We start from the raw sequence: 22,070 nt of genomic DNA, 5'->3' as shown, positions 1-22,070 counted from the left end.
ACGTCGCCATGCCCGCCCTGCGCTCCATGCGTTGGCTCGGCGCGATCGTGCTCGTGCTCGCCGTCCTGCTGGCGTGGCTGCAGTACCGGCTGTGGGTCGGGCACGGCGGCGCGCGCGAAGTGCAGGACCTGGCCGAACAGGTGCACCAGCAGCAGCGCGACAACGGCGGGCTGAAGCAGCGCAACGCGGAAGTCGCGGCGGAAGTGGAAGACCTCAAGTCGGGCGAAGCGGCGGTCGAAGAACGCGCGCGCAGCGAGCTGGGCATGATCAAGCCGGGCGAAACGTTCTATCGCGTGGTGGAACCGGCATCGACGGCGACCGCCGACGAGGCGCCCGCCGCCGATCCTGCGGAGACCCCGCAGTGATCTGGGCCATCGTGCCCGCCGCCGGTCGCGGTTCGCGCTATGGCGGCGCCATCCCGAAGCAATACCTCGACATCGCCGGCCTGCCGCTGATCGCGTATTCGCTGCGCGCGGTGCTCGCGCATCCATCGGTGGGCGGCGCGATGGTCGTGCTCGCGCAGGACGATGCGCTGTGGCCGGGCTGGACCGAAGTGGAAGGCAAGCCGGTGCGCACGTGCATCGGCGGCGATGCGCGCGCCGACTCGGTGCTCGCGGGCTTGTCCGCGTTGCCGGACGACGTACGCCCCGATGATTTCGTCCTCGTGCACGATGCAGCGCGTCCGCACCTGCGCGCGTCGGACCTCGAACGCCTGCTCGACCTCGGCCGCGGCGATCCCGTCGGCGCCATCCTCGCCACGCCCGTGCGCGACACGCTCAAGCTGGCGGGCGACGACGGCGGCATCGACGGCACGCAGTCGCGCGATCGCCTGTGGCGCGCGCTGACGCCGCAGTTGTTCCGCCGCTTCCAGCTCACGCGCGCGCTCGAAGCCGCGCGCGACGCGGGCATCGCCGTCACGGACGAAGCGATGGCGATGGAGCGCCAGGGCCATCGTCCGCTGCTGGTCGAAGGCAGCGACGACAACCTGAAAGTCACCACGCCCGCGGACCTGCCGCTGGCCGAATTCCTCCTGCGCCTGTCGCGCGAAGTGTCGATGCCGGAGCGTCGCCCATGAACATGCGCATCGGCCAGGGGTTCGACGTGCATGCCTTCGGGCCCGGCGACTTCGTGATGCTGGGCGGCGTGCGCATCCCGCACGATCGCGGCGTGGTCGCGCATTCCGACGGCGACGTGGTGCTGCACGCCCTGTGCGATGCGTTGCTCGGCGCGCTCGCGCTGGGCGACATCGGCCGGCACTTCCCGCCGAGCGATCCGCGCTGGGCCGGCGCCGACAGCCGCATGTTCGTGCGCCATTGCAACGCGATGCTCGCCGAACACGGCTGGGCACTCGGCAACGCCGACATCACCGTGATCTGCGAACGCCCGCGCATCGGGCCGCACGCGGGTGCGATGCGCGGCCTGATCGCCGCCGACCTCGGCGTGGCCGTGGATGCGATCTCGGTCAAGGCGACCACCACCGAACAACTGGGCTTCACCGGCCGCGGCGAAGGCATCGCCGCGCAGGCCGTGTGCCTGCTTATCCCGAAGTGAACGCAAGCCCCGCGATGCGTGCGCACGGCCCCGCCGTGTTGTCTGCGCGCCTGCGCGCGACGCCGGAGGATTTCCGCGTCGACGAGCTCGACGCGTTCGAGGCGAGCGGGCAGGGCGAGCACCTGCTGCTGACGATCGACAAGCGCGGGATGAACACCGCGTTCGCCGCGAAGCGCCTCGCGCAATGGGCGGGCATTCCCGAGATGGGCGTGAGCTACGCGGGCATGAAGGATCGCCACGCGGTGACGCGGCAGCGCTTCACCGTGCACTTGCCGAAGAAGGTCGCGCCCGACCTGGCCTTGCTGGAGTCGGACGACATGCACGTCGTCGACGCGCACTGGCATGCGCGCAAGTTGCCGCGCGGTGCGCTGGCGGGGAACGCGTTCGTGCTGGTGTTGCGCGATGTCGTGGGCGAGCGCGATGCGATCGATGCGCGCCTGCAGGCGATCGCGGCGCGCGGCGTGCCGAATGCGTTCGGCGTGCAGCGCTTCGGTCGCACCGGCGACAACGTGGCGCAGGCGCTGGCGATGTTCGGCGGGCGGCGCGTGAAGCGCGACCAGCGTTCGGTGCTGCTGTCCGCGGCGCGCTCGGCATTGTTCAACCGCGTGCTCGATGCGCGCGTTGCGGCCGGGACGTGGGACCAGGCGATCGATGGCGACGTGTGGATGCTCGATGGATCGCGCAGCGTGTTCGGGCCCGAACCCTTGGACGCGGCGTTGGCGGAACGCCTGCGCACGTTCGACATCCATCCGACCGGCCCGCTGTGGGGCCGCGGCGAATTGCGCACGACGGGCGCGGCGCAGGCGCTGGAGTTGCAGGCGCTGGACGACGCGACCTCGCTGGCGTTGCGCACCGGCCTGGAGTCGGAAGGCATGAAGCAGGAACGCCGAGCGCTGCGCTTGCTGCCGGCGAAGCTGCAGTGGGAATGGCAAGCGGACGACGTGTTGCAGCTCGCGTTCGAACTGCCGCCGGGCAGTTACGCGACGACGGTGCTGGCGGAAATCGGCGATTTCGGCGCGATCGACTAGCGTTTCGCCGCCAGCAACACCAGCACCGCGCCCGTCCCGCCCTGGTTGGCCGGCGCCGAATGGAACGCCAGCACGTCCGCGCGGTGGCGCAGCACGCGATCGACGAGGTTCTTCAGCACCGGCGCGCTGCTGTCGCCGTGCAGGCCCTTGCCGTGGATGATGCGCACGCAGCCATGGCCCTGCGCCCGCGCGTGCGCCAGGAATTCGCGCAGCATCGCTTCGGCCTGGCGCATGTCGGCCCAGTGCAGGTCGATCTCGTCCTGTGCGGCGAACTCGCCGCGCCGCAGCCGCTGCAACATCCGCGGCGGCACGTTGTCGCGCCGGTAGGAGAGCGCATCGCCCGCTTCCAGCGCATCGGCCGTCAGTGCGCGGCGGAACTCGCTCGCCGCGTCCGCCTCGTCCCGTTGCGCCATGCGCGGCACGGGGCGGGGGCGCGGGCGTTCGGGCGGCGGCGGTTGCTCGGGCAACGGGCGCACGAAGCCGATCGCATCGCGGAACAACGCGGCGTCGTCCACCGGTGGTTCGGGCGGTGCATCGTCACGCGGAGGCTTGGACCTGGCCATTCCCCACAGATTAGCGCGCGCGATGCACGCGCGAGGTCGCCATGCCCTGCGACGCGAGGCTATGATGCCCGCGTCAGGCCGCTGCCTTTGTCGCGGCATTCAAGGACAGGGCATTGCGCGTACTGGTCAGCAACGACGACGGCGTCGACGCCCCCGGCATCCGGATCCTCGCCGAGGGGCTGCGGGAAGCGGGGCATGAAGTGATCGTGGTCGCCCCCGACCGCGACCGCAGCGGCGCGAGCAATTCGCTCACCCTCGATGGCCCCGTGCGCGTGGTGGAACTGGAACCCGGCCGCTTCAAGGTGTACGGCACGCCCACCGACTGCGTGCACGTGGCGATCACCGGCATGCTGGAGGCCGAGCCCGACATCGTCGTGTCCGGCATCAACACCACCGCCAACCTCGGCGACGACGTCATCTATTCCGGCACCGTGGCCGCCGCGATGGAAGGCCGCTTCCTCGGCCTGCCCGCGGTCGCGGTGTCGCTGGCCACGCCGGACCACGTGGGCCGCCATTACGAAACCGCGGCGCGCGCGGCGGTGGAAATCACCGCGCGGCTGAAGACCGACCCGCTGCCGGCCGACACCATCCTCAACGTCAACGTGCCCGATCTTGCGTGGGCCGACATCGCCGGTTTCGAAGTCACGCGCCTGGGCCATCGCCATCGCGCCGAACCGTGCGTGCCGCAGCTGGATCCGCGCGGCCGCAACTGGTGGTGGATCGGCGCGGCCGGCCCGGAACAGGACGCCGGCCCCGGCACCGACTTCCACGCCGTGCGCACCGGGCACATTTCGATCACGCCGATCCACGTCGACCTCACGCGCTACCAGGCGCTGGAACAGGTCGCCAGCTGGGTCGGTGGGCTCGCTTCCTCGCTGGGGACGAAGGCATGACGGCGCGCATCCACTTGCAGCCCGAAGCGATCGGCATGGGCATGACCTCGCAGCGCGTGCGCGATCGCCTGATCGAACGCCTGCGCGGCAACGGCATCAGCGACGAGCGCGTGCTGAATGCGCTGCGCGCGGTGCCGCGGCATCTGTTCGTCGATGAAGCGCTCGCCACGCGTGCGTACGAAGACACCGCGCTGCCGATCGGCCACGGCCAGACGATTTCGCAACCGTGGGTCGTGGCGAAGATGACGCAGACGTTGCTCGACGCACCGACGCAGCCCAGGCGCGTGCTCGAGATCGGCACCGGCTCCGGCTACCAGGCCGCGATCCTCGCCGCGCTGGGGCTGGAAGTGTTCACGGTGGAACGCATCGGCGAACTGCTGCGCGTCGCGCGCAAGCGCTTCCGCACGCTCGGCTTCAACATCCGCACCAAGCACGACGACGGCCGCATCGGCTGGCCGGAACTCGCACCGTTCGACGCGATCATCGTCACCGCCGCGGCACCGGCGCTCGTGGATGCGCTGACCGAACAACTCGCGCCGGGCGGCACGCTCGTCGCACCGGTGGGCGCGAGCAGCGGGCAATCGCTGGTGCGCCTGCGCAAGGATGCCGACGGCACGATCGACGAGACGCAACTGGTGCCCGTCGTGTTCGTGCCGCTGCTGCCAGGGATGGTGGATTGACCGCATGAAACTGTTCGGACCGCTCTACGACCGCACGATCGGCTGGGCCAAGCACCCGCGCGCGCCGCTGTACCTGGTGATCCTGAGTTTCTTCGAAGCGATCATCTTCCCGGTGATGCCCGAAGTGATGCTGGTGCCGATGAGCGTGGCGAAGCCGCGCCGCGCGTTCTGGTTCGCCACGATCAGCCTCGCCGGCTCGATGGTGGGCGCGCTGGTCGGGTATTTCCTCGGGCATTACGCGTTCGAAGCGCTCAAGCCGATGTTCGCGGCGCTCGGGATGCTGCACGGCATCGAGTCGGGCATCGCGATCGTGCAGGCGAAGATGGCGCAGTCGCCGTGGGCGGTGTTCACGTTCCTCGTGCTCGGCGGCTTCATGCCGATCCCGATGAAGATCTTCACCTGGGCGTCGGGCATCGTCGGCGTGCCGATGCTGCCGTACATGGCCAGCATGCTGATCGGGCGCGGCAAGCGCGTGTTCCTGCTGGCGCTGTTGATCCGCCTCGGCGGCGAGCGCGCGGAGCAGACGCTGCGCAAGTACATCGAACCGGTGGGTTGGGTGGCGATGGTATTGCTGGTCGGCCTGGTCGGCTGGCTCGTCGTGCGGGCGAACGGCGCGTGATGCGCCTGCGCGCCCGCCTCGTGTTGCAGGCCGCGTGCGTGGCGGTGCTGGCCGCGTGCGGCAGCAGCCATGTCGTGCGGCGCGCGCCGACGTCGTCGCCGCCGCCGCGCGTGGCCGTGGCGAAGCCCGGGGAAGTCGCGGTGGTGAATCGCGGCGACACGCTGTACGGCATCGCATTCCGCAACGGCATCGACGTGCGCGACCTCGCCCGGTGGAACGGCATCGGTCCGCCGTACACGATCCATCCGGGGCAGCAGTTGCGCTTGTATCCGGGGTCGCGGCCTTCGTCGCGGCCGGCGACTGCGACGGCGGGTACCGCGTCGCGTCCGCCTGCGACATCGACGCAAACCCCGCGTCCCGCACCGCCGCCGCGTCCGGTCGCGCCGCCGCCACCGGCGGTGAGCCCGATCACGTGGACGTGGCCCGCGAGCGGCGGCGTGCTGTCCTCGTACGTGGCCGGCGAACCGACGAAGCAGGGCATCGACATCGCCGGCGACAACGGCGCGCCGGTGCGCGCGGCGGGCGATGGCGTGGTCGTGTATTCCGGCGCGGGCCTGGTCGGTTACGGCGAGCTGATCATCGTCAAGCACAACGACGCGTGGCTGTCCGCGTACGGCCACAACCGCCGCCGCCTGGTCAACGAAGGCCAGCTGGTGCAGGCGGGGCAGCAGATCGCCGAGATGGGCCACAGCGGCGCCGCGCGCGACATGCTGCACTTCGAGATCCGCTACAACGGCAAGCCGGTGGATCCGCTGGTCTATCTGCCGAAGCGCTGATTCAGGCGCGCGGAAACACGAACGCCACCACCACGCGGCGTCCTTCACCCGCGAGCACGCTGTACGTGCGCGCCGCCGCCGCGTTGTCCATCGTTTCCAGGCCGATGCCGCGCGACAGGCAGGCGTGCATGACGGCCGCGGGCGGGAAGCGCTGCGTCGGGCCGGTGCCGAGGACGATCAGTTCGGGTTCGAGCGCGAGCAGCGGCAGGAGGTCGTCGGGCGCCAGCGCCGAGGCGTCGGTGACCGGCCAGTCTTCGATCATCGAATCCGGCGACATCGCGAAGCCGCGGTCGAAGGTTCGGTCGTTGACGAGGGCGTGCGCCCCGTCGGCGCCGCGCAGGAACCAGGTGTAGTCGGGGCGTTCGAGGTTCAGCTGCATGGCGATGGCGGCCCGGGATCAGCCGCGCGGCAGCACGATGTGCCGGTGGTCCTTGCTGGGGCGGTACAGCACGGCGGTGTGGCCGATCCGCTGCACCAGCGCCGCGCCGGAGCGCTCGGCGAGCGTGGCGATCATCGCGTCGCGGGCCTCGCGGTCCTCGGCGGCGATCTTGATCTTGATGAGTTCGTGGTGCTCCAGGGCGTTGTCGACCTCGGAGATGAGGGAATCGGTGATCCCCTTGCCCCCCACCTGGAGGATGGCGCTCAGGTCGTGGGCCTGGCCCCGGAGGAAGCGCGTCTGCGCACTGGTCAATGAAACTGCGGGCGACATCGGATATCGGCGCGGGTCGCGCGCGGCCTGAACGGGGGAGGCGCAGGGTATCATGGCGACCCCGCTGGACCCCCACCATGGCCACCCGCAGCAAGTCCAGCCAGCGTTGGTTGAAGGAACACTTCTCCGATCCCTTCGTGAAGAAGGCACAGGCCGAGGGCCTGCGCTCGCGCGCCGCGTACAAGCTGGAGGAGCTGGTCGACCGCGACAAGCTGCTCAAGCCGGGCATGGTGGTGGTGGACCTGGGCGCCGCCCCGGGCGGCTGGTCCCAGTGGGTCCGGGCCGAGCTGGACCGCATGGCGAAGGGCCAGGATGCGGCGGGCCGCGTGATCGCGCTCGACATCCTGGAGATGCCCACCCTGGCCGGGGTGGAGTTCCTTCATGGCGATTTCAGGGACGATGACGTGTTATCGGCGCTGGAATTCGCGCTGGGCGGGAAGCCCGTGGACCTTGTTCTGTCCGACATGGCCCCCAACAAGAGTGGTGTGGACGCGGTGGACCAGCCGCGTGCGATGCACCTTGCAGAACTGGCGATGGAGTTCGCCGACCGCCATCTGAAGCCCGGCGGTACGTTCCTGATCAAGCTGTTCCAGGGCGTGGGTTTCGACGATTACGTGCGGTCGCTCCGGCAGCGGTATGCCAGGGTGGCCATCCGCAAGCCCGCGGCGTCGCGCAAGCGTTCGCCCGAGGTTTACGCCCTCGCGCAGGGCAGACTTTCGTGACTCCCGGGTGGAGTACAACAGGATGAACGACTTGGCCAAGAATCTGATGTTGTGGGTGGTGGTCGCCGTCGTGCTGATGGTGGTCTTCCAGAGCTTCAGCCCGAAGATGGGCGAGGGGAAGGAAGTCGTGTATTCGCAGTTCCAGCAGGACGTCGTCAACGACCGCATCAAGAAGGTCGAATTCGGCGCCGACGAACGCACGATCACCTTCGAGCGCAAGGACAACAGCGCGCAGGGCACCACCATCGCCCCGGCCCGCGACGAACACCTGATCGACGACCTGCTCAAGCACAACGTCGAGATCAAGCAGGTTCCGCAGTCCAGCAGCCCGTCGCTCTGGCAGATCCTCATCAACTTCCTGCCGATCCTGCTGATCATCGGGTTCTGGCTGTTCGTCATGCGGCAGATGCAGCAGGGCGGCGGCAAGGGCGCGATGTCCTTCGGCCGTTCGCGCGCCAAGCTGCTCAACGAAGACCAGACCAAGGCCACCTTCGCGGACGTCGCCGGTTGCGACGAGGCGAAGGAAGAAGTCAGCGAACTCGTCGAGTTCCTGCGCGACCCCGGCAAGTTCCAGAAGCTGGGCGGCAAGATCCCGCGCGGCGTGCTGATGGTGGGCCCGCCCGGCACCGGCAAGACGCTGCTCGCGCGTGCGATCGCCGGCGAAGCCAAGGTGCCATTCTTCTCGATCTCCGGTTCCGACTTCGTCGAGATGTTCGTCGGCGTCGGCGCCAGCCGCGTGCGCGACATGTTCGAGCAGGCGAAGAAGCACGCGCCGTGCATCATCTTCATCGACGAAATCGATGCCGTCGGCCGCCATCGCGGCGCCGGCCTCGGTGGCGGGCACGACGAGCGCGAGCAGACCCTCAACCAGCTGCTGGTCGAGATGGACGGTTTCGAAGGCGGCGAAGGCGTGATCGTGATCGCCGCGACCAACCGCCCCGACGTGCTCGATCCCGCGCTGCTGCGCCCGGGCCGCTTCGACCGCCAGGTCACCGTGGGCCTGCCGGACGTGAAGGGCCGCGAACAGATCCTGCGCGTGCACATGCGCCGCGTGCCGCTGGCCGACGACGTCGTGGCGATGACCATCGCGCGCGGCACGCCGGGCTTCAGCGGCGCCGACCTCGCCAACCTCGTCAACGAGGCGGCGCTGTTCGCCGCGCGCGAGAACGCCAAGGACGTGCGCATGGAGCACTTCGACCGCGCGCGCGACAAGATCCTGATGGGCACCGAGCGTCGCTCGATGGCCATGAGCGAACAGGAAAAGACGCTCACCGCGTACCACGAAGCCGGCCACGCGATCGTCGGCCGCCTGGTGCCGGAGCACGACCCCGTCTACAAGGTCACGATCATCCCGCGCGGCCGCGCGCTGGGCGTCACGATGTACCTGCCGGAAGGCGACAAGTACTCGTACAACCGCACCGCGATCGAATCGATGCTGTGCTCGCTGTACGGCGGCCGCGTCGCCGAGGAACTCATCTTTGGCAACGACAAGGTCACCACGGGCGCGTCCAACGACATCGAGCGCGCGACCAAGATGGCGCGCAACATGGCCACCAAGTGGGGCCTGTCGGACGAACTTGGTCCCATCGCGTACGGCGAGGAAGAAGACGAAGTGTTCCTGGGTCGCTCGGTCACGCAGCACAAGAACGTCTCCGACGACACCGCGCGCAAGATCGACGAAGTCGTGCACGGCATCCTCGACAAGGCCTACAACCGCACCAAGGCGATCCTCACGGCCAACCTCGACAAGCTGCACGTGATGGCGAAGACGCTGCTGGAGTACGAGACCATCGACGTCCCGCAGATCGACGCGATCATGGAAGGCCGCGAACCGCCGCCGCCGATGGGCTGGGCGAAGAACGGCAAGGGCGAAGCACGCCCGCTGCCCCCGATCGGCGGACCCGCCGCGCAGACCTGACCGCGCGGCACGCCGGCACGGCCGTTGCGTGCCGGCCACCCCGTTGGATCGACTGGGCCTCCCGCGTGGAGGCCTCGTCGTTTTCCGGAGGCCCATGCGCGACCTCGCCGCCAGCATCCGCAACTCGATCGCCGAGCTCCGCCGGCGCCGCGTGTTCCGCGTGGCCGCCGTGTACCTGGTGGTGGGCTGGATCCTCGTGCAGGTCGCCGATGCGACGTTCCAGCCGCTGGGCTTCCCTGGCTGGGCGCCGCGCCTGCTGATCGTGCTGCTGGCGCTGGGCTTCGTGCTGGCGTGCGCGCTGGCGTGGATCTACGACGTGCAGCCCGGCGGGATCGAACGCACGCCGCCGCGCGATGCGGCGTCGCCGGTCACGGCCTTGCCGGACGCCGCCCCCGCGCGCCGCGCCTCCGACGCCGACCCCATCGTTGCGCCGCCGCCCGATGCCTCCGTCGCCATCCTGCCTTTCAGCGACCTCAGCGAAGCGCGCGACCAGGATTACTTCTGCGATGGCCTGGCCGAGGAAATCCTCAACGCGCTTGCGAAAGTGCGCGGCCTGCATGTCGCCTCGCGCACCGCGTCGTTCCGATTCCGCGACGGCACCGTCTCGCCGTCCGACATCGGCCGCCAGTTGCAGGTGGCCGCGATCATGGAAGGCAGCGTGCGCAAGGCCGGCGATCGCGTGCGCGTGACGGCGCAATTGGTCGACGCGTCCAACGGCTACCACCTGTGGTCGGAGAACTTCGACCGCAACATCGCCGACATCTTCGCCATCCAGGAGGAAATCGCGCGCAACGTGGTCGCTGCCGTGCGGCCTGCGCTGAAGACGCCACTCGCATTCGACCTGCAGAAGCACGCACCCCACGACATGCGCGCGTACGAGTTCTACCTGCGCGGCCGCCAGCAGGGCGCGCGCATGACCGAGATCTGGATGAAGCAGGCGCCGGAGATGTTCCGTCGCGCGATCGTCATCGATCCCGACTACGCGCAGGCGCACGCGGGCCTGGCCGATTCGTTGTGCGAACTGATGCTGTGGCGCATGGTGAACCGCGACGGCGGCGCGCTCGATGAAGCCCAGGCGGCCGCGCACCGCGCGCTGGAACTGGATCCCGACCTCGCCGAAGCGCACGTCGCGCGCGGCCACGCGCTGATGATCGCCGGCGACCGCGACGGCGCCACCGAAGCGTTCGAACACGCACTCAAGCTCGACCCCGAACTCTACGTCGCGCACTACTACTACGCGCGCCACTGCTACACGCAGGGCCACTACGCGCGCGCGGTGGACCTGTTCGTCGCCGCGCACCGCGTGCAGCCCGACGAATTCCAGGCGCTCGCGCTGGCCGTCAACGCCGCCGATGCCGCGGGCGACGAGACGCGCAAGGTGAAGCTCGCGATCGAAGGTCTCGCGTGCGCCAGCCACCAGGCGCGCATCGATCCCGAGAACGCCCGCGCGCACTACATGACCGCGGGATTGATGCAGCACCTCGGCGTCGGCGATCGCGGCCAGGAAGAAATGGATTACGCGCTGCGCATCCGCCCCGACGACTTCGACGTGCTCTACAACGCCGCCTGCTTCTACGCGCTCGGCGGCGACGCGGACCGCGCGCTCGACGTGCTGGAGCGCGCGATCATGCGCGGCGAAGGCTCGCTGGAATGGATCGAGCACGATTCGGACTTCCGCTCGTTGCACGACGACCCGCGGTTCGAGCGGATCAAGGCGACGCTGCGGGCGAAGGGGTGATCCTTTAGCATCGGCCCATGCCACCCGACCTCAAGCAACGCGAGCACGACGGTCGTGTCGTCGACGCCGCGCTCGCGGCCTTCGACAAGCCCAACCTGTACGCGCTGTGCGAAGCCGACATGACGCCGGACTTCATCGCCTGGATGCTGCAGCTGTTCGAAACCGTGCGCGACCCGATCGTGAAATTGCACGTCGGCGGGAAGCTGGTGGGCCCCTGGACGCGGCGCCATCCGGAAATCGAAGCGGCGCTCGTGCACGCCTTCCTGCGCGAGGCGGAAAACCCGGACCCGTTGACCGGGCACGATTCGATGCTGTGGGGCTTCGGCAGCGACCTGCAGCGCTTCGTGCGCCGCAAGTCGCCATTCCTGTCGACCTACCTCGCCATCGCATCGAATCCGCGCTACGGCGCCGCGCGCCAGATGTTCGTGGTGCTGCTGGGCCGATTCGACGCCGCGGCCGTGGAAGACACGCTCGTTCCGTTGCTGGAGGACCAGGACGTGCAGGGCCACGCCGCCCTGGCCCTGCGTCGCGCACCGTCGCCGCGCGCCTTGCCCGCGCTCACGGCGCTGGCGCGCAATGCGCCGCACAAGTGGATGCGGAAGCACGCCGAGGGTGCGATCCAGGCCATCGAGAAGCTGGCCGCGAAGCAGGCCGCATCCCGACCGGGATAATCTGCGGCCTGCGACAGGAGCCCCCGCATGTTCGACACCACCCCCACCCTGGATTGCGCCGGCCGCGCGCTGAAGCTCGACCGGCCGCGCGTCATCGGCATCGTCAACGTCACGCCGGATTCGTTTTCCGACGGCGGTGAACACGCGACCACCGACGCGGCCATCGCCCACGGCCTGCGCCTGGCAGGGGAGGGCGCCGACGCGCTGGACATCGGCGGCGAAAGCACGCGGCCCGGTGCCGACGACGTGCCGCTGGAAGAAGAACTCCGCCGAGTCATCCCGGTGATCGAAGCCCTCGCGCGCGCCACCACGCTGCCGATCTCCATCGACACGTCGAAACCCGAGGTCATGCGCGCCGCCATCGCCGCCGGTGCCGGCATGATCAACGATGTCTACGCACTCCGTCGCGAAGGCGCGCTCGATGCGGCCGCTTCGCTCAACGTCCCCGTGATCCTGATGCACATGCTCGGCGAGCCGCGGTCGATGCAGGACGCGCCGCAGTACGACGATGTGGTCGGCGACGTGCACCGCTTCCTCGCCGAACGCATCTTCGCCGCGGAGATGGCGGGCATCCCGAAGGCGCGCATCGTGGTCGATCCCGGCTTCGGCTTCGGCAAGACCACCGCGCACAACATCGCGCTGCTCGCGCGCCTGGACACGATCGCCGACCTCGGCGTGCCCGTGCTCGCCGGCCTGTCGCGCAAGCGCACGATCGGCCAGCTCACCGGGCGCGACGATCCGCACGCGCGCGTGCACGGCTCGGTGGCCGCGCACCTGATCGCGGCCCAGCGCGGGGCGAAGCTGCTGCGCGTCCACGACGTCGCGGCCACGGTCGATGCCTTGAAGATCTGGGCCGCCGTGGATGCGGTGCCCGCGCCCCGCGCCCGTGACGCAGCCCCTGCGATCCGCTGGCCCGACGACGACTGACCTGCCGGCGTGCCCGGCAACTTGCGCATCCGATGCGTGCAAAAGCCGCGTGTAACCGCTTCCGACCCTTGCACCGCGCGCCTTGCGCAGCCTAGTCTCGGCCCACGTCCCGAGCCGGTGCAGTCCTGGTGGCCGAATGACCCACGCACCCGAGCCCACGGCCTCCGTCGAAAGCGCGCTGGCGCACGCGTCGCAGCTGCTGTCCACGGACCCCGCGCTCGCCGGCCGCCAGGCCGAGGAAGTCCTCCGCGTCGTCCACGGCCACCCCGTCGCCCGCCTGCTGCTGGCCGCCTCGCACACCGCGTGCGGCGATCCGCGCAGCGCCACCGACATCCTCGTTCCCCTCGCGCTCGAGCAACCCCGGTCGCCGGCCGTCCAGCTGGAACTGGGCATCGCGCTGGGCCGCAGCGGCCGCGGCGACGATGCAGTGGCCGCGCTCCAGCGCGCCGTCGCGCTGAAACCCGAACTCCCGCGCGCCTGGCTCGCGCTGGCCGACCACTTCTCCGCCGTCGGCGACCAGGCCGCCGCCGACGCCGCCTACGCCGCCCACCTGGTGCACTCCGTGCGCGAACCGGCGCTGCTGCAGGCCGCCAGCGCCTTGCAGGCCAACCGCATCCCGGAAGCCGAAGCCACGCTGCGCACCCACCTGCGCCGCTCGCCCACCGACACCGCCGCGCTGCGCATGCTGGCCGAGACGCAGGCGCGCATGGGCCGCATCGAAGACGCCGAGTCGCTGCTCGCGCGCTGCGTGGAGCTGGCGCCGCAGTTCGAAGCCGCGCGCCACCACTACGCGATGGTCCTGCATCGCGCCAACAAGCCCGCCGAAGCGCTGGCCGAAATCGAAACGCTGCTCGCGAAGGATCCGGGCAACGCCGGCTATCGCACGCTGAAAGCGGTCGTGCAGTGCCGCACGGGCGACTACGACTCTGCGATCGCGCTGTACGAAGGCCTGTCGAAGGAATATCCGCGCCACGCGCGCCTGTGGCTCAGCTACGGCCATGCGCTGAAGACCGCGGGCCGTACCACCGACGCCATCGACGCCTACCGGCGCGCCGCCGCGCTCGAGCCCTGGTTCGGCGATGCGTGGTGGAGCCTGGCTAACCTCAAGACGTTCCGCTTCACCGCCGAGGACATCGCCACGCTGCGCGCGCAGTTCGCGCGCACCAACCTCTCGCCGGAAGACCGCCTGCACCTGGATTTCGCGCTGGGCAAGGCGCTGGAAGACGCAGAGGAATTCGCCGCGTCGTTCGAACACTACCGCCGCGGCAACGCGCAGCGCGTCGCGCTGGTGCCCTACGAAGCGCGCGACACCACGCTGCGCGTGCGCAAGGCGATGGCGCTGTACACGCAGGACTTCTTCCGCGAACGCGCCGGCATGGGCTGCGACGCGCGCGATCCGATCTTCATCGTCGGCATGCCGCGCGCGGGCTCCACGCTCATCGAGCAGATCCTCTCCAGCCATCCGTCCGTCGAAGGGACGATGGAATTGCCGGAGCTGCTGTCGCTCACGCGCGACCTGCGCCGCCGCGCGGAAGGCGAGGGCGGCACGCACTACCACGATGTGCTCGCGTCGCTCGACGCCGGTGCCATCGCCGACCTCGGCGCGCAATACCTCGAACACACGCGCATCCACCGCAAGTCCGACGCGCCGCTGTTCATCGACAAGATGCCGAACAACTGGCTGCACGTCGGCCTGATCATGCTCGCGCTGCCCAACGCGAAGATCATCGACGCGCGCCGGCATCCGCTCGCGTGCGGCTTCTCGCTGTTCAAGCAGCAGTTCGCGCGCGGGCAGAACTTCAGCTACCGGCTGGAGGACATCGGCCGCTACTACCGCGATTACGTCGCGCTGATGGCGCACTTCGACCGCGTGCAGCCCGGCCGCGTGCATCGCGTGGTCTACGAATCGATGGTCGATGACACCGAAGCCGAAACGCGCCGCCTGCTGGCGTTCTGCGGCCTGGATTTCGACCCGCAATGCCTGCGCTTCTTCGAGAACACGCGCCCCGTGCGGACCGCGAGTTCCGAACAGGTGCGCCAACCGATCTACCGCGACGGCCTGGACCAGTGGCGCAACTACGCGCCGTGGCTCGGGCCGCTGGAGGAACACCTGGGTCCGGTGCTCACGGCGTATCCCGCCGTGCCCGCCGACCCGTCGTTGCACTGACGTTCGCTCACCAACCAAGGGAAGGAGTCGGGAATGGGGACCTCGAAACACCAGCGGCGCGCCCCCGCGCGCCACGCAGCGTTGCGACCGTTGTCGAAGGGGACGCTCGCCGCGGCCATCTACGTCGCGTTCCAGTCGATGGCGTTCGCGCAAGCCGCGCCACAGGACCCGGCGCAGCAGCAGCCGGCACCGGCGCCCACCACGCAGCAGCGCCAGGCCACGCTCGACACGGTCACCGTGACCGCGTTGAAGCGCGAGCAGGACCTGCAGAAGGTGCCGATCAGCGTGCAGGCCGTCGGCGAACAGGAACTCGAACGCCATGACGTTGCGTCCTTCCAGGACTACGCCAAGCTGATCCCCAGCGTCTCCTTCGGCACCGCCGGCGGCGGCGTGTTCTCCGGCCCGGGCTTCCTGCAGGTCTACATGCGCGGCGTGGCCAGCGGCGGCGACGGCAACCATTCCGGTTCGCAGCCCAGCGTGGGCGTGTACCTGGACGAACAGCCGATCACCACGATCACCGGCGCGCTCGATGTCCACATGTACGACATCAACCGCGTCGAAGCGCTGCCGGGCCCGCAGGGCACGCTGTACGGCGCCAGCTCGCAGGCGGGCACGCTGCGCATCATCACCAACAAGCCGGATGCGTCGGCGTTCGCCGCGAGTGCCGCGGCGGAAGTCAACGTGATCGAGAACGGCGGCATCGGCCACGTCTTCGAAGGCATGGTCAACGTGCCGATCAACGATCGCACCGCGGTGCGCATCGTGGGCTGGAACAAGCACGACGCCGGCTACGTGGACAACGTGGCGGGCACGCGCGTGTTCCCGACCTCGGGCATCGTGCAGAACAACGACCTCCTGGCGAAGGGCAACTACAACGAAGCCAACGCCACGGGCGCGCGCGTTGCGTTGAAGTTCGACCTCAACGACGCCTGGTCGATCACGCCGATGATCATGGGCCAGAAGCAGACGGCCACCGGCAGCACCGGCTGGGATCCGAGCGTCGGCGAGTTCAAGGTCAACCACGCGTACCCGGAATCCTCGAAGGACACCTGGACGCAGGCCGCGCTGACCATCCAGGGCAAGATCGGCAACTTCGACCTCACGTACGCCTTCGGTCACCTCAAGCGCGACGTGGACTCCGAAGCCGACTACAGCGACTACGGCTTCTGGTACGACACGATCTCCGGCTACGGCGCGTACTTCTACGACGACGACTTCAACCTGGTGAATCCTTCGCAGTACATCCAGGCGAAGGATGCGTACACGATGACCAGCCACGAGCTGCGCATCGCCTCGCCGGCGGAAGATCGCCTGCGCTTCGTCGGCGGCGTGTTCTGGCAGGAACACAAGCACGACATCGAGCAGCGCTACCGCGTCGACGGCCTGGCCGATTCGCTGAGCGTGCAGGGCTGGCCCGACACCATCTGGCTGACCGAGCAGGACCGCAACGACAAGGACGAAGCGGTGTTCGGCGAACTCACCTTCGACATCAACGATGCGTGGAGCGTCACGGCCGGTGGTCGCTGGTTCCGTTCGACCAACGGGCTGCAGGGCTACTTCGGTTTCGCCGACGGCTATTCCTCGCTCGAAAGCGCGCAGTCCAACGGCGTGCCGCCGTACGGCGAAGCCGCGTGCCGCCTGCAGTTCGGCGACAACCGCGCCAACTGGCCCGGTTACGAAGGCGCGCCGTGCTCGGTGTTCAACAAGCGTGTCAAGGAAAGCGGCTCGCTGGGCCGCTTCAACGTCAACTGGAAGCTGACCGACGACGCGCTGCTGTACGCCACGTATTCGGAAGGCTATCGCCCGGGCGGCATCAACCGCCGCGGCACGCTGCCGCCATACCTGTCGGATTACCTGAAGAACTACGAGATGGGCTGGAAGACCTCGTGGCTCGACAAGCGCCTGACGTTCAACGGTGCCGTGTTCCGCCAGGACTGGGACGACTTCCAGTATTCGTACCTGGGCCAGAACGGCCTGACGGAAATCCGCAACGCCGCCAAGGCGCGCATCGACGGCCTGGAAGCCGAACTGCAGTGGGCGGTGAACTACAACTTCCTGCTGACCGGCGGCTTTGCGTACTACGACGCCAAGCTCACGGAAACCTACTGCGGCTTCACCGACCTGCTCGGCAACCCGGTCACGGTGTGCCCGGCGGGCACGATCAATCCGCAGACCGGCGAGGCGGTGGACGGCCCGCAGGCGCTGAGCGGCGCACGCCTGCCGATCACCGCGCGCTTCAAGGGCAACCTGACGGGCCGCTACACCTGGGACATCGGCGAGTACGAAGCGCACGTGCAGGGGGCGGTCTTCCACCAGGGCGACCGTCGCACCGACCTGCGCGATGCGGAATCGGCATTGCTCGGCACGCTCGACGCGTACACCACGCTGGATCTGTCCGCGGGCTGGCGCCGCGGCGCCTGGTCGATGGACATCTTCATCAAGAACGCGACGAACGAAACGACGGAGCTCTCCAAGTTCGCCGAATGCGCGGTGCTGACCTGCGGCAACCAGCCGTACACGGTGAGCACCCCGCCGCGCACCTTCGGGGTGCGGTGGTCGCGCGATTTCTGATGCGATAAGCGACGTGGATCGAAGGGCCGGCGCAAGCCGGCCCTTTTTTTGCGGCCCGGCTCTGCGGCTACACTCGCCCATCGCGCACGGAACCCGCCCATGACCGCCAGCACGCCGCTCCTGATCACCTTCGCCATCTACCTGCTCGCCATGGTGGGCATCGGCATCGCGGCGTACCGGTCGACGAACAGCTTCGACGACTACATCCTCGGCGGGCGATCGCTCGGGAGCTACGTCACCGCGCTGTCCGCCGGTGCCTCCGACATGAGCGGCTGGCTGCTCCTCGGCTTGCCCGGCGCGCTGTACCTCGGCGGCTTGTCGGAAGCATGGATCGCGATCGGCCTGATCCTCGGTGCGTGGTGCAACTGGAAATTCGTCGCGGGCCCCTTGCGCGTCTACACCGAGAAGACACGCAACGCGCTCACGTTGCCCGACTACTTCACGCATCGCTTCGACGATCGCAGCCGCGTGCTGCGCGTGTTGTCGGCGCTGGTGATCCTGGTGTTCTTCGCCGTGTATTGCGCGAGCGGCATCGTCGCGGGCGCGCGCCTGTTCGAGAGCGTGTTCGGCGTGCCGTACGCGCAGGCGCTGTGGTGGGGCGCGGCGGCGACGATCCTCTACACGCTGATCGGCGGGTTCCTCGCGGTGAGCTGGACCGACACGGTGCAGGCCTCGCTGATGCTGTTCGCGCTGGTGCTCACGCCGGTGATCGTGATCGTGGGCTCGGGCGGGTTCGACACCAGCATGGCGGCGATCCGCGCGGTGGATCCGGCGCGGCTGGATCCGTTCAAGGGCGGCACGCTCGGCGTCGTCGGCATCGTGTCGCTGCTCGCCTGGGGGCTCGGGTATTTCGGGCAGCCGCACATCCTGGCGCGCTTCATGGCCGCCGACGACCTGGCCACCATTCCCAAGGCGCGCCGCATCGGCATGACGTGGATGGTGCTGTGCCTGTTCGGCGCGATGGCGGTGGGGTTCTTCGGCATCGCGTACTTCGGCGAGCACCCGGGCCAGTCCGGCATGGTGCGCGACAACCCGGAACGCGTGTTCATCGCGCTCGCCGAACTGCTGTTCAATCCGTGGATCGCGGGCGTGCTGTTGTCGGCGATCCTCGCCGCGATCATGAGCACGCTGTCGTGCCAGTTGCTGGTGTGTTCCAGCGCGCTGACGGAAGACTTCTACAAGGGCTTCCTGCGCCCGCGCGCAGGGCAGCGCGAACTGGTGTGGTTCGGCCGCGCGATGGTGCTGTCGGTGGCGTTGCTCGCGATGTGGATCGCGCGCGATCCCGACAGCCGCGTGCTGGGACTGGTGAGCTACGCATGGGCGGGCTTCGGTGCGGCGTTCGGCCCGGTGGTGCTGTTCTCGCTGTTCTGGTCGCGCATGACGCGCAACGGCGCGCTGGCCGGCATGGTGGTCGGCGCCGTCACGGTGATCCTGTGGAAGCAGACCGGCAGCCCGCTGTACGAAATGGTGCCGGGCTTCATCGCTGCGTCGGTCGCGATCGTGCTGGGCAGCGTGCTTGATCGCGTGCCGGTGGCGCAGGTGCGCGAAACGCACGCGCAGGTGCACGCCGCGCTCGCCGAGAACGGGTACTGAGGCCACGATGGATCCGCGCGAGGACCAACGCCCGCGCGCGCTCGCCATCGCGGGGCCCACCGCATCCGGCAAGACCGCCTTCGCGCTCGCGTGCGCACGGCAGTACGACGGGGAAATCATCAGCGTCGATTCGGCGCTGGTGTATCGCGGACTCGACATCGGCGCGGCCAAGCCGACGCGGGAAGAACGCGCGGGCATCCCGCATCACCTGATCGACGTGCGCGAGTCGTGGGAACCGTACTCGGCCGCGGACTTCGCGCGCGATGCGCGCGCGGCGCTGGACGACATCGTCGCGCGCGGCAAGCTGCCGATCCTCGCCGGCGGCACCGGTCTGTATTTCCAGGCGTTGCTGCAGGGCCTGGCGCCGATGCCCGAAGCCGATCCGTCCCTGCGCGCGCAACTTGCCGACGAAGCCACGCGCCTCGGCTGGCCCGCGTTGCATGCCGAATTGGCGCGCGTGGATCCCGACGCCGCCCGCCGCATCCACGCGACCGATCCGCAACGCATCCAGCGCGCGCTGGAGGTGTATCGCGCGAGCGGGCGCCCGATTTCCGACTGGCAACGCGCGCATGCCGCGCAGCGATTGCCGGTGCGCGTGCTGAAACTCGTCCTCGCCCCGCGCGAGCGCAGCGTGCTGCATGCGCGCATCGAGGCGCGCTTCGACGCGATGCTCGCGGCCGGTTTCCTCGACGAAGTGCGCGCGTTGCGGATCTTGCCCGCCCTGCAGGCGCACCCCGCGCCGCGCGACCTGCCGGCGATCCGCGCGGTCGGTTACCGGCAGGCGTGGGAATTCCTCGATGGCGAAGGCGACGCGGCCGCGTTCCGCGAACGCGCCATCGCGGCCACCCGCCAGCTCGCGAAACGACAATGGACGTGGCTGCGCGGCGAGCGCGACGCGGTCTGGTGCGAGCCGGGCCGCGACGATCGCAGGCTGGCGTCGACGGTCGCCGCCTTCCTCGACTAGCCTCCGGTGGTACCGCCGGACCCTGCCGGCGTGCACGCGCCCGGGGCAGGGCGGGCCGTGTACCATCGGCCGGTCGCCGCCGCGGGGAGTGCGGGTCGGGCGATGGCGGAGCGCGCTCCGTGTCCCAACATCGAACAACAACTTGGGGAAACACCCATGTCGAAGGGCCAATCCTTGCAGGACCCGTTCCTGAACGCGCTGCGCCGCGAACGCGTGCCGGTCTCGATCTACCTCGTCAACGGCATCAAGCTCCAGGGCACGATCGAATCGTTCGACCAGTTCGTCGTCCTGCTCCGCAACACCGTCAGCCAGATGGTCTACAAGCACGCGATCTCCACCGTGGTGCCGGCGCGCAACGTGCGCGTGGGCCCGGGCGGCGGCTACGTGCAGGCCGCCGACGGGTCGGAGAGCGGGCCGGGCGACGAGGGCGACGAGGTCGAGTAACGGCCGGGACGAGGGACCGGGGACCAGGGACCGGGGTCTCGTCGGTCCCATTTGCGTCGCATTGCTTGAACGGTCCTTCTGCAATCGTGCGCGTGCATTGCGATTGCTGATCGCACGCCCCATCTCCCTTGTCCCCAGTCCCTGGTCCCCGGTCCCGAATTGACTTCCTCGATGTTCGAACGCAGCAAGAAGGGCGAAATCGCCCTCCTCATCCAGCCCCACGCCGGCGGTCCGCCGGATGACGGCGCGGTGGAGGAGTTCGCCGACCTCGCCCGTTCCGCGGGCGCGCGCGTCGCGCACATGCTCACCGCGCGCATCGACAAGCCCAATCCGGCCACGCTCATCGGCACCGGCAAGCTGGAGGAAGTGAAGGCCGCGGCCGACGCCAGCGGCGCGGACCTGATCCTGGTCAACCATCCGCTCTCGCCCGGCCAGGAACGCAACCTCGAGAAACTGCTCGAGCGCCGCGTGGTCGATCGCACGGGCCTGATCCTCGACATCTTCGCGCAGCGCGCGCGCAGCCACGAAGGCAAGCTGCAGGTCGAACTGGCGCAGCTGCGGCACATGGCCACGCGCCTCGTGCGCGGGTGGACGCACCTGGAGCGCCAGCGCGGTGGTTCCATCGGCCTGCGCGGCCCGGGTGAAACGCAGCTGGAAACCGACCGTCGCCTGCTGCAGAAGCGCGTCGAACAATTGCAGCGCCGCCTCGAAAAAGTGGAAGTGCAGCGCACGCAGATGCGCCGCGCGCGCGTGCGCAGCGAACTGCCGCGCGTCGCCCTCGTCGGCTACACCAACGCCGGCAAGTCCACGCTGTTCAACGCATTGACCGGGGCGGATGCGTACGCCGCCGACCTGCTGTTCGCCACGCTCGATCCCACCGTGCGCCGCATCGCGTTGCCGGGCGGCAGCGTGGTGCTGGCCGACACCGTCGGCTTCGTGCGCGACCTGCCGCACGAACTCGTCGCGGCGTTCCGTTCCACCCTCGCCGAAGCGCGCGAAGCCGACCTGCTGCTGCACATCATCGACGCCGCCGATCCGCTGCGCGAAGAACGCATCGCGCAAGTGGACGCCGTGCTCGAAGAAATCGGTGCGGGACAGATCCCGCAACTGCTCGTCTACAACAAGATCGATCGCATCGAAGGGGCGCAAGCGCGCCACGATGCCACCGGCGATGCGCACGACCCGGTGCATGCGCGCGCCGCGCGTGAACGCGTCTGGCTCTCCGCGCGCGACGGCAACGGCCTGGACCTGCTGCGCGACGCCCTCGGCGCACGCCTGGGCCTGCGCCGCGTGGCCGGCGAAGTGAGCCTGCCGCCGGGCGCGGGCCGCCTACGCGCCCGCCTGCACGAACTCGGCGCCGTGCTGGCCGAACACCACGACGAACACGGCTGGACCCTCAGCCTGGACCTCGCCGAGGCCGACGCCGAGCGCATCGTCGCCCATGCCTACGGTGAACCGCTCCGGCCGCTCTTGGTTGAGGCGGCGGGCACCCCCACCTAGAATCGCTCGTCGTCCCGCCGCTGGCGGTGGCGCAAA

General features: G+C 69.4%; 22 protein-coding genes. 19 read left to right on the top strand and 3 right to left on the bottom strand.

All coding sequences use genetic code 11. The features are described from left to right. Nucleotides 1–17 precede the first annotated feature (17 nt). Genes ftsB through truD form a run of 4 tightly spaced genes read left to right on the top strand, consistent with a single transcriptional unit; the run spans nt 18 to nt 2,579 of the window. Nucleotides 18–365 carry a cell division protein FtsB gene (ftsB, locus tag LYSCAS_RS01925; protein ID WP_213437505.1) on the top strand — a complete coding sequence of 116 codons (348 nt, stop codon included), beginning with the start codon at nt 18–20 and terminating at the stop codon, nt 363–365. Next, nucleotides 362–1,075 (top strand): 2-C-methyl-D-erythritol 4-phosphate cytidylyltransferase, encoded by a 714-nt coding sequence (gene ispD, locus LYSCAS_RS01920; protein WP_244858627.1) that lies wholly within the window; start codon nt 362–364, stop codon nt 1,073–1,075. Before ftsB ends, ispD begins: the two co-directional genes overlap by 4 nt. Then, a complete protein-coding gene (gene ispF, locus LYSCAS_RS01915; RefSeq protein ID WP_244858625.1) occupies nt 1,072–1,551 on the top strand; it encodes a 2-C-methyl-D-erythritol 2,4-cyclodiphosphate synthase in 480 nt (159 codons plus the stop codon). Before ispD ends, ispF begins: the two co-directional genes overlap by 4 nt. A gap of 14 nt (nt 1,552–1,565) precedes the next feature. After that, nucleotides 1,566–2,579, top strand: a complete 1,014-nt coding sequence (gene truD / locus LYSCAS_RS01910; protein WP_213437493.1) for a tRNA pseudouridine(13) synthase TruD — start codon at nt 1,566–1,568, stop codon at nt 2,577–2,579. On the opposite strand, the gene LYSCAS_RS01905 is transcribed toward truD, so the two are convergent. Next, a complete protein-coding gene (locus LYSCAS_RS01905; protein WP_213435357.1) occupies nt 2,576–3,142 on the bottom strand; it encodes a Smr/MutS family protein in 567 nt (188 codons plus the stop codon). The genes truD and LYSCAS_RS01905 overlap by 4 nt on opposite strands. 113 nt (nt 3,143–3,255) lie before the next feature. Between LYSCAS_RS01905 and surE the strand changes: the two genes are divergently transcribed. Genes surE through LYSCAS_RS01885 form a run of 4 tightly spaced genes read left to right on the top strand, consistent with a single transcriptional unit; the run spans nt 3,256 to nt 6,110 of the window. Next, the gene (gene surE / locus LYSCAS_RS01900) at nt 3,256–4,035 is read left to right on the top strand and encodes a 5'/3'-nucleotidase SurE (RefSeq protein ID WP_213435356.1); all 780 of its coding nucleotides are present in this window, start codon (nt 3,256–3,258) and stop codon (nt 4,033–4,035) included. Then, nucleotides 4,032–4,715: a protein-L-isoaspartate(D-aspartate) O-methyltransferase gene (locus LYSCAS_RS01895; protein WP_213435355.1), complete on the top strand. Its 684-nt coding sequence runs from the start codon at nt 4,032–4,034 to the stop codon at nt 4,713–4,715. Before surE ends, LYSCAS_RS01895 begins: the two co-directional genes overlap by 4 nt. Before the next feature lie 4 nt (nt 4,716–4,719). Further along, the gene (locus LYSCAS_RS01890; protein WP_213435354.1) at nt 4,720–5,334 is read left to right on the top strand and encodes a YqaA family protein; all 615 of its coding nucleotides are present in this window, start codon (nt 4,720–4,722) and stop codon (nt 5,332–5,334) included. Continuing rightward, on the top strand, nt 5,334–6,110 hold the full coding sequence (locus LYSCAS_RS01885) for a peptidoglycan DD-metalloendopeptidase family protein (RefSeq protein ID WP_213435353.1): 777 nt from the start codon (nt 5,334–5,336) through the stop codon (nt 6,108–6,110). Before LYSCAS_RS01890 ends, LYSCAS_RS01885 begins: the two co-directional genes overlap by 1 nt. A gap of 1 nt (nt 6,111) precedes the next feature. On the opposite strand, the gene LYSCAS_RS01880 is transcribed toward LYSCAS_RS01885, so the two are convergent. Together LYSCAS_RS01880 and yhbY are read right to left on the bottom strand one after the other, a co-directional pair. After that, the gene (locus LYSCAS_RS01880) at nt 6,112–6,489 is read right to left on the bottom strand and encodes an MTH938/NDUFAF3 family protein (RefSeq protein ID WP_213435352.1); all 378 of its coding nucleotides are present in this window, start codon (nt 6,487–6,489) and stop codon (nt 6,112–6,114) included. A gap of 18 nt (nt 6,490–6,507) precedes the next feature. Beyond that, a complete protein-coding gene (gene yhbY / locus LYSCAS_RS01875; RefSeq protein ID WP_213435351.1) occupies nt 6,508–6,819 on the bottom strand; it encodes a ribosome assembly RNA-binding protein YhbY in 312 nt (103 codons plus the stop codon). Between the two features lie 77 nt (nt 6,820–6,896). On the opposite strand from yhbY, the gene rlmE reads away from it, so the two are divergent. The 11 genes from rlmE to hflX all read left to right on the top strand — a co-directional run bounded on the left by rlmE (nt 6,897) and on the right by hflX (nt 22,034). After that, a complete protein-coding gene (gene rlmE / locus LYSCAS_RS01870) occupies nt 6,897–7,541 on the top strand; it encodes a 23S rRNA (uridine(2552)-2'-O)-methyltransferase RlmE (protein WP_213435350.1) in 645 nt (214 codons plus the stop codon). A 22-nt stretch (nt 7,542–7,563) separates the two neighbouring features. After that, on the top strand, nt 7,564–9,459 hold the full coding sequence (gene ftsH, locus LYSCAS_RS01865; RefSeq protein ID WP_213435349.1) for an ATP-dependent zinc metalloprotease FtsH: 1,896 nt from the start codon (nt 7,564–7,566) through the stop codon (nt 9,457–9,459). Between the two features lie 94 nt (nt 9,460–9,553). Continuing rightward, nucleotides 9,554–11,197 carry a tetratricopeptide repeat protein gene (locus LYSCAS_RS01860; RefSeq protein WP_213435348.1) on the top strand — a complete coding sequence of 548 codons (1,644 nt, stop codon included), beginning with the start codon at nt 9,554–9,556 and terminating at the stop codon, nt 11,195–11,197. A 17-nt stretch (nt 11,198–11,214) separates the two neighbouring features. Next, nucleotides 11,215–11,868 (top strand): HEAT repeat domain-containing protein, encoded by a 654-nt coding sequence (locus LYSCAS_RS01855; RefSeq protein WP_213435347.1) that lies wholly within the window; start codon nt 11,215–11,217, stop codon nt 11,866–11,868. Nucleotides 11,869–11,895: 27 nt separating this feature from the next. Next, the gene (gene folP / locus LYSCAS_RS01850) at nt 11,896–12,795 is read left to right on the top strand and encodes a dihydropteroate synthase (protein WP_213435346.1); all 900 of its coding nucleotides are present in this window, start codon (nt 11,896–11,898) and stop codon (nt 12,793–12,795) included. Between the two features lie 136 nt (nt 12,796–12,931). Then, complete coding sequence (locus tag LYSCAS_RS01845; RefSeq protein ID WP_213435345.1) at nt 12,932–14,962, top strand: tetratricopeptide repeat-containing sulfotransferase family protein; 2,031 nt, start codon at nt 12,932–12,934, stop codon at nt 14,960–14,962. Between the two features lie 33 nt (nt 14,963–14,995). Beyond that, entirely contained in the window at nt 14,996–17,533 is a 2,538-nt protein-coding gene (locus tag LYSCAS_RS01840; protein ID WP_213435344.1) for a TonB-dependent receptor, read from the top strand. Between the two features lie 99 nt (nt 17,534–17,632). Continuing rightward, nucleotides 17,633–19,126, top strand: a complete 1,494-nt coding sequence (gene putP, locus LYSCAS_RS01835) for a sodium/proline symporter PutP (RefSeq protein WP_213435343.1) — start codon at nt 17,633–17,635, stop codon at nt 19,124–19,126. Nucleotides 19,127–19,133: 7 nt separating this feature from the next. Next, nucleotides 19,134–20,090 carry a tRNA (adenosine(37)-N6)-dimethylallyltransferase MiaA gene (gene miaA / locus LYSCAS_RS01830; protein ID WP_213435342.1) on the top strand — a complete coding sequence of 319 codons (957 nt, stop codon included), beginning with the start codon at nt 19,134–19,136 and terminating at the stop codon, nt 20,088–20,090. A 156-nt stretch (nt 20,091–20,246) separates the two neighbouring features. Continuing rightward, a complete protein-coding gene (hfq, locus tag LYSCAS_RS01825; protein ID WP_213435341.1) occupies nt 20,247–20,534 on the top strand; it encodes an RNA chaperone Hfq in 288 nt (95 codons plus the stop codon). Nucleotides 20,535–20,705: 171 nt separating this feature from the next. Then, nucleotides 20,706–22,034, top strand: a complete 1,329-nt coding sequence (gene hflX, locus LYSCAS_RS01820; RefSeq protein ID WP_213435340.1) for a ribosome rescue GTPase HflX — start codon at nt 20,706–20,708, stop codon at nt 22,032–22,034. Nucleotides 22,035–22,070 lie beyond the last annotated feature (36 nt).

Origin of the sequence: Noviluteimonas caseinilytica (assembly GCF_018406605.1) — a bacterium.
Taxonomy (GTDB): domain Bacteria; phylum Pseudomonadota; class Gammaproteobacteria; order Xanthomonadales; family Xanthomonadaceae; genus Noviluteimonas; species Noviluteimonas caseinilytica.
The sequence above is the reverse complement of the archived record's forward strand: the minus strand, read 5'-3'. Positions and strand labels throughout refer to the sequence as shown.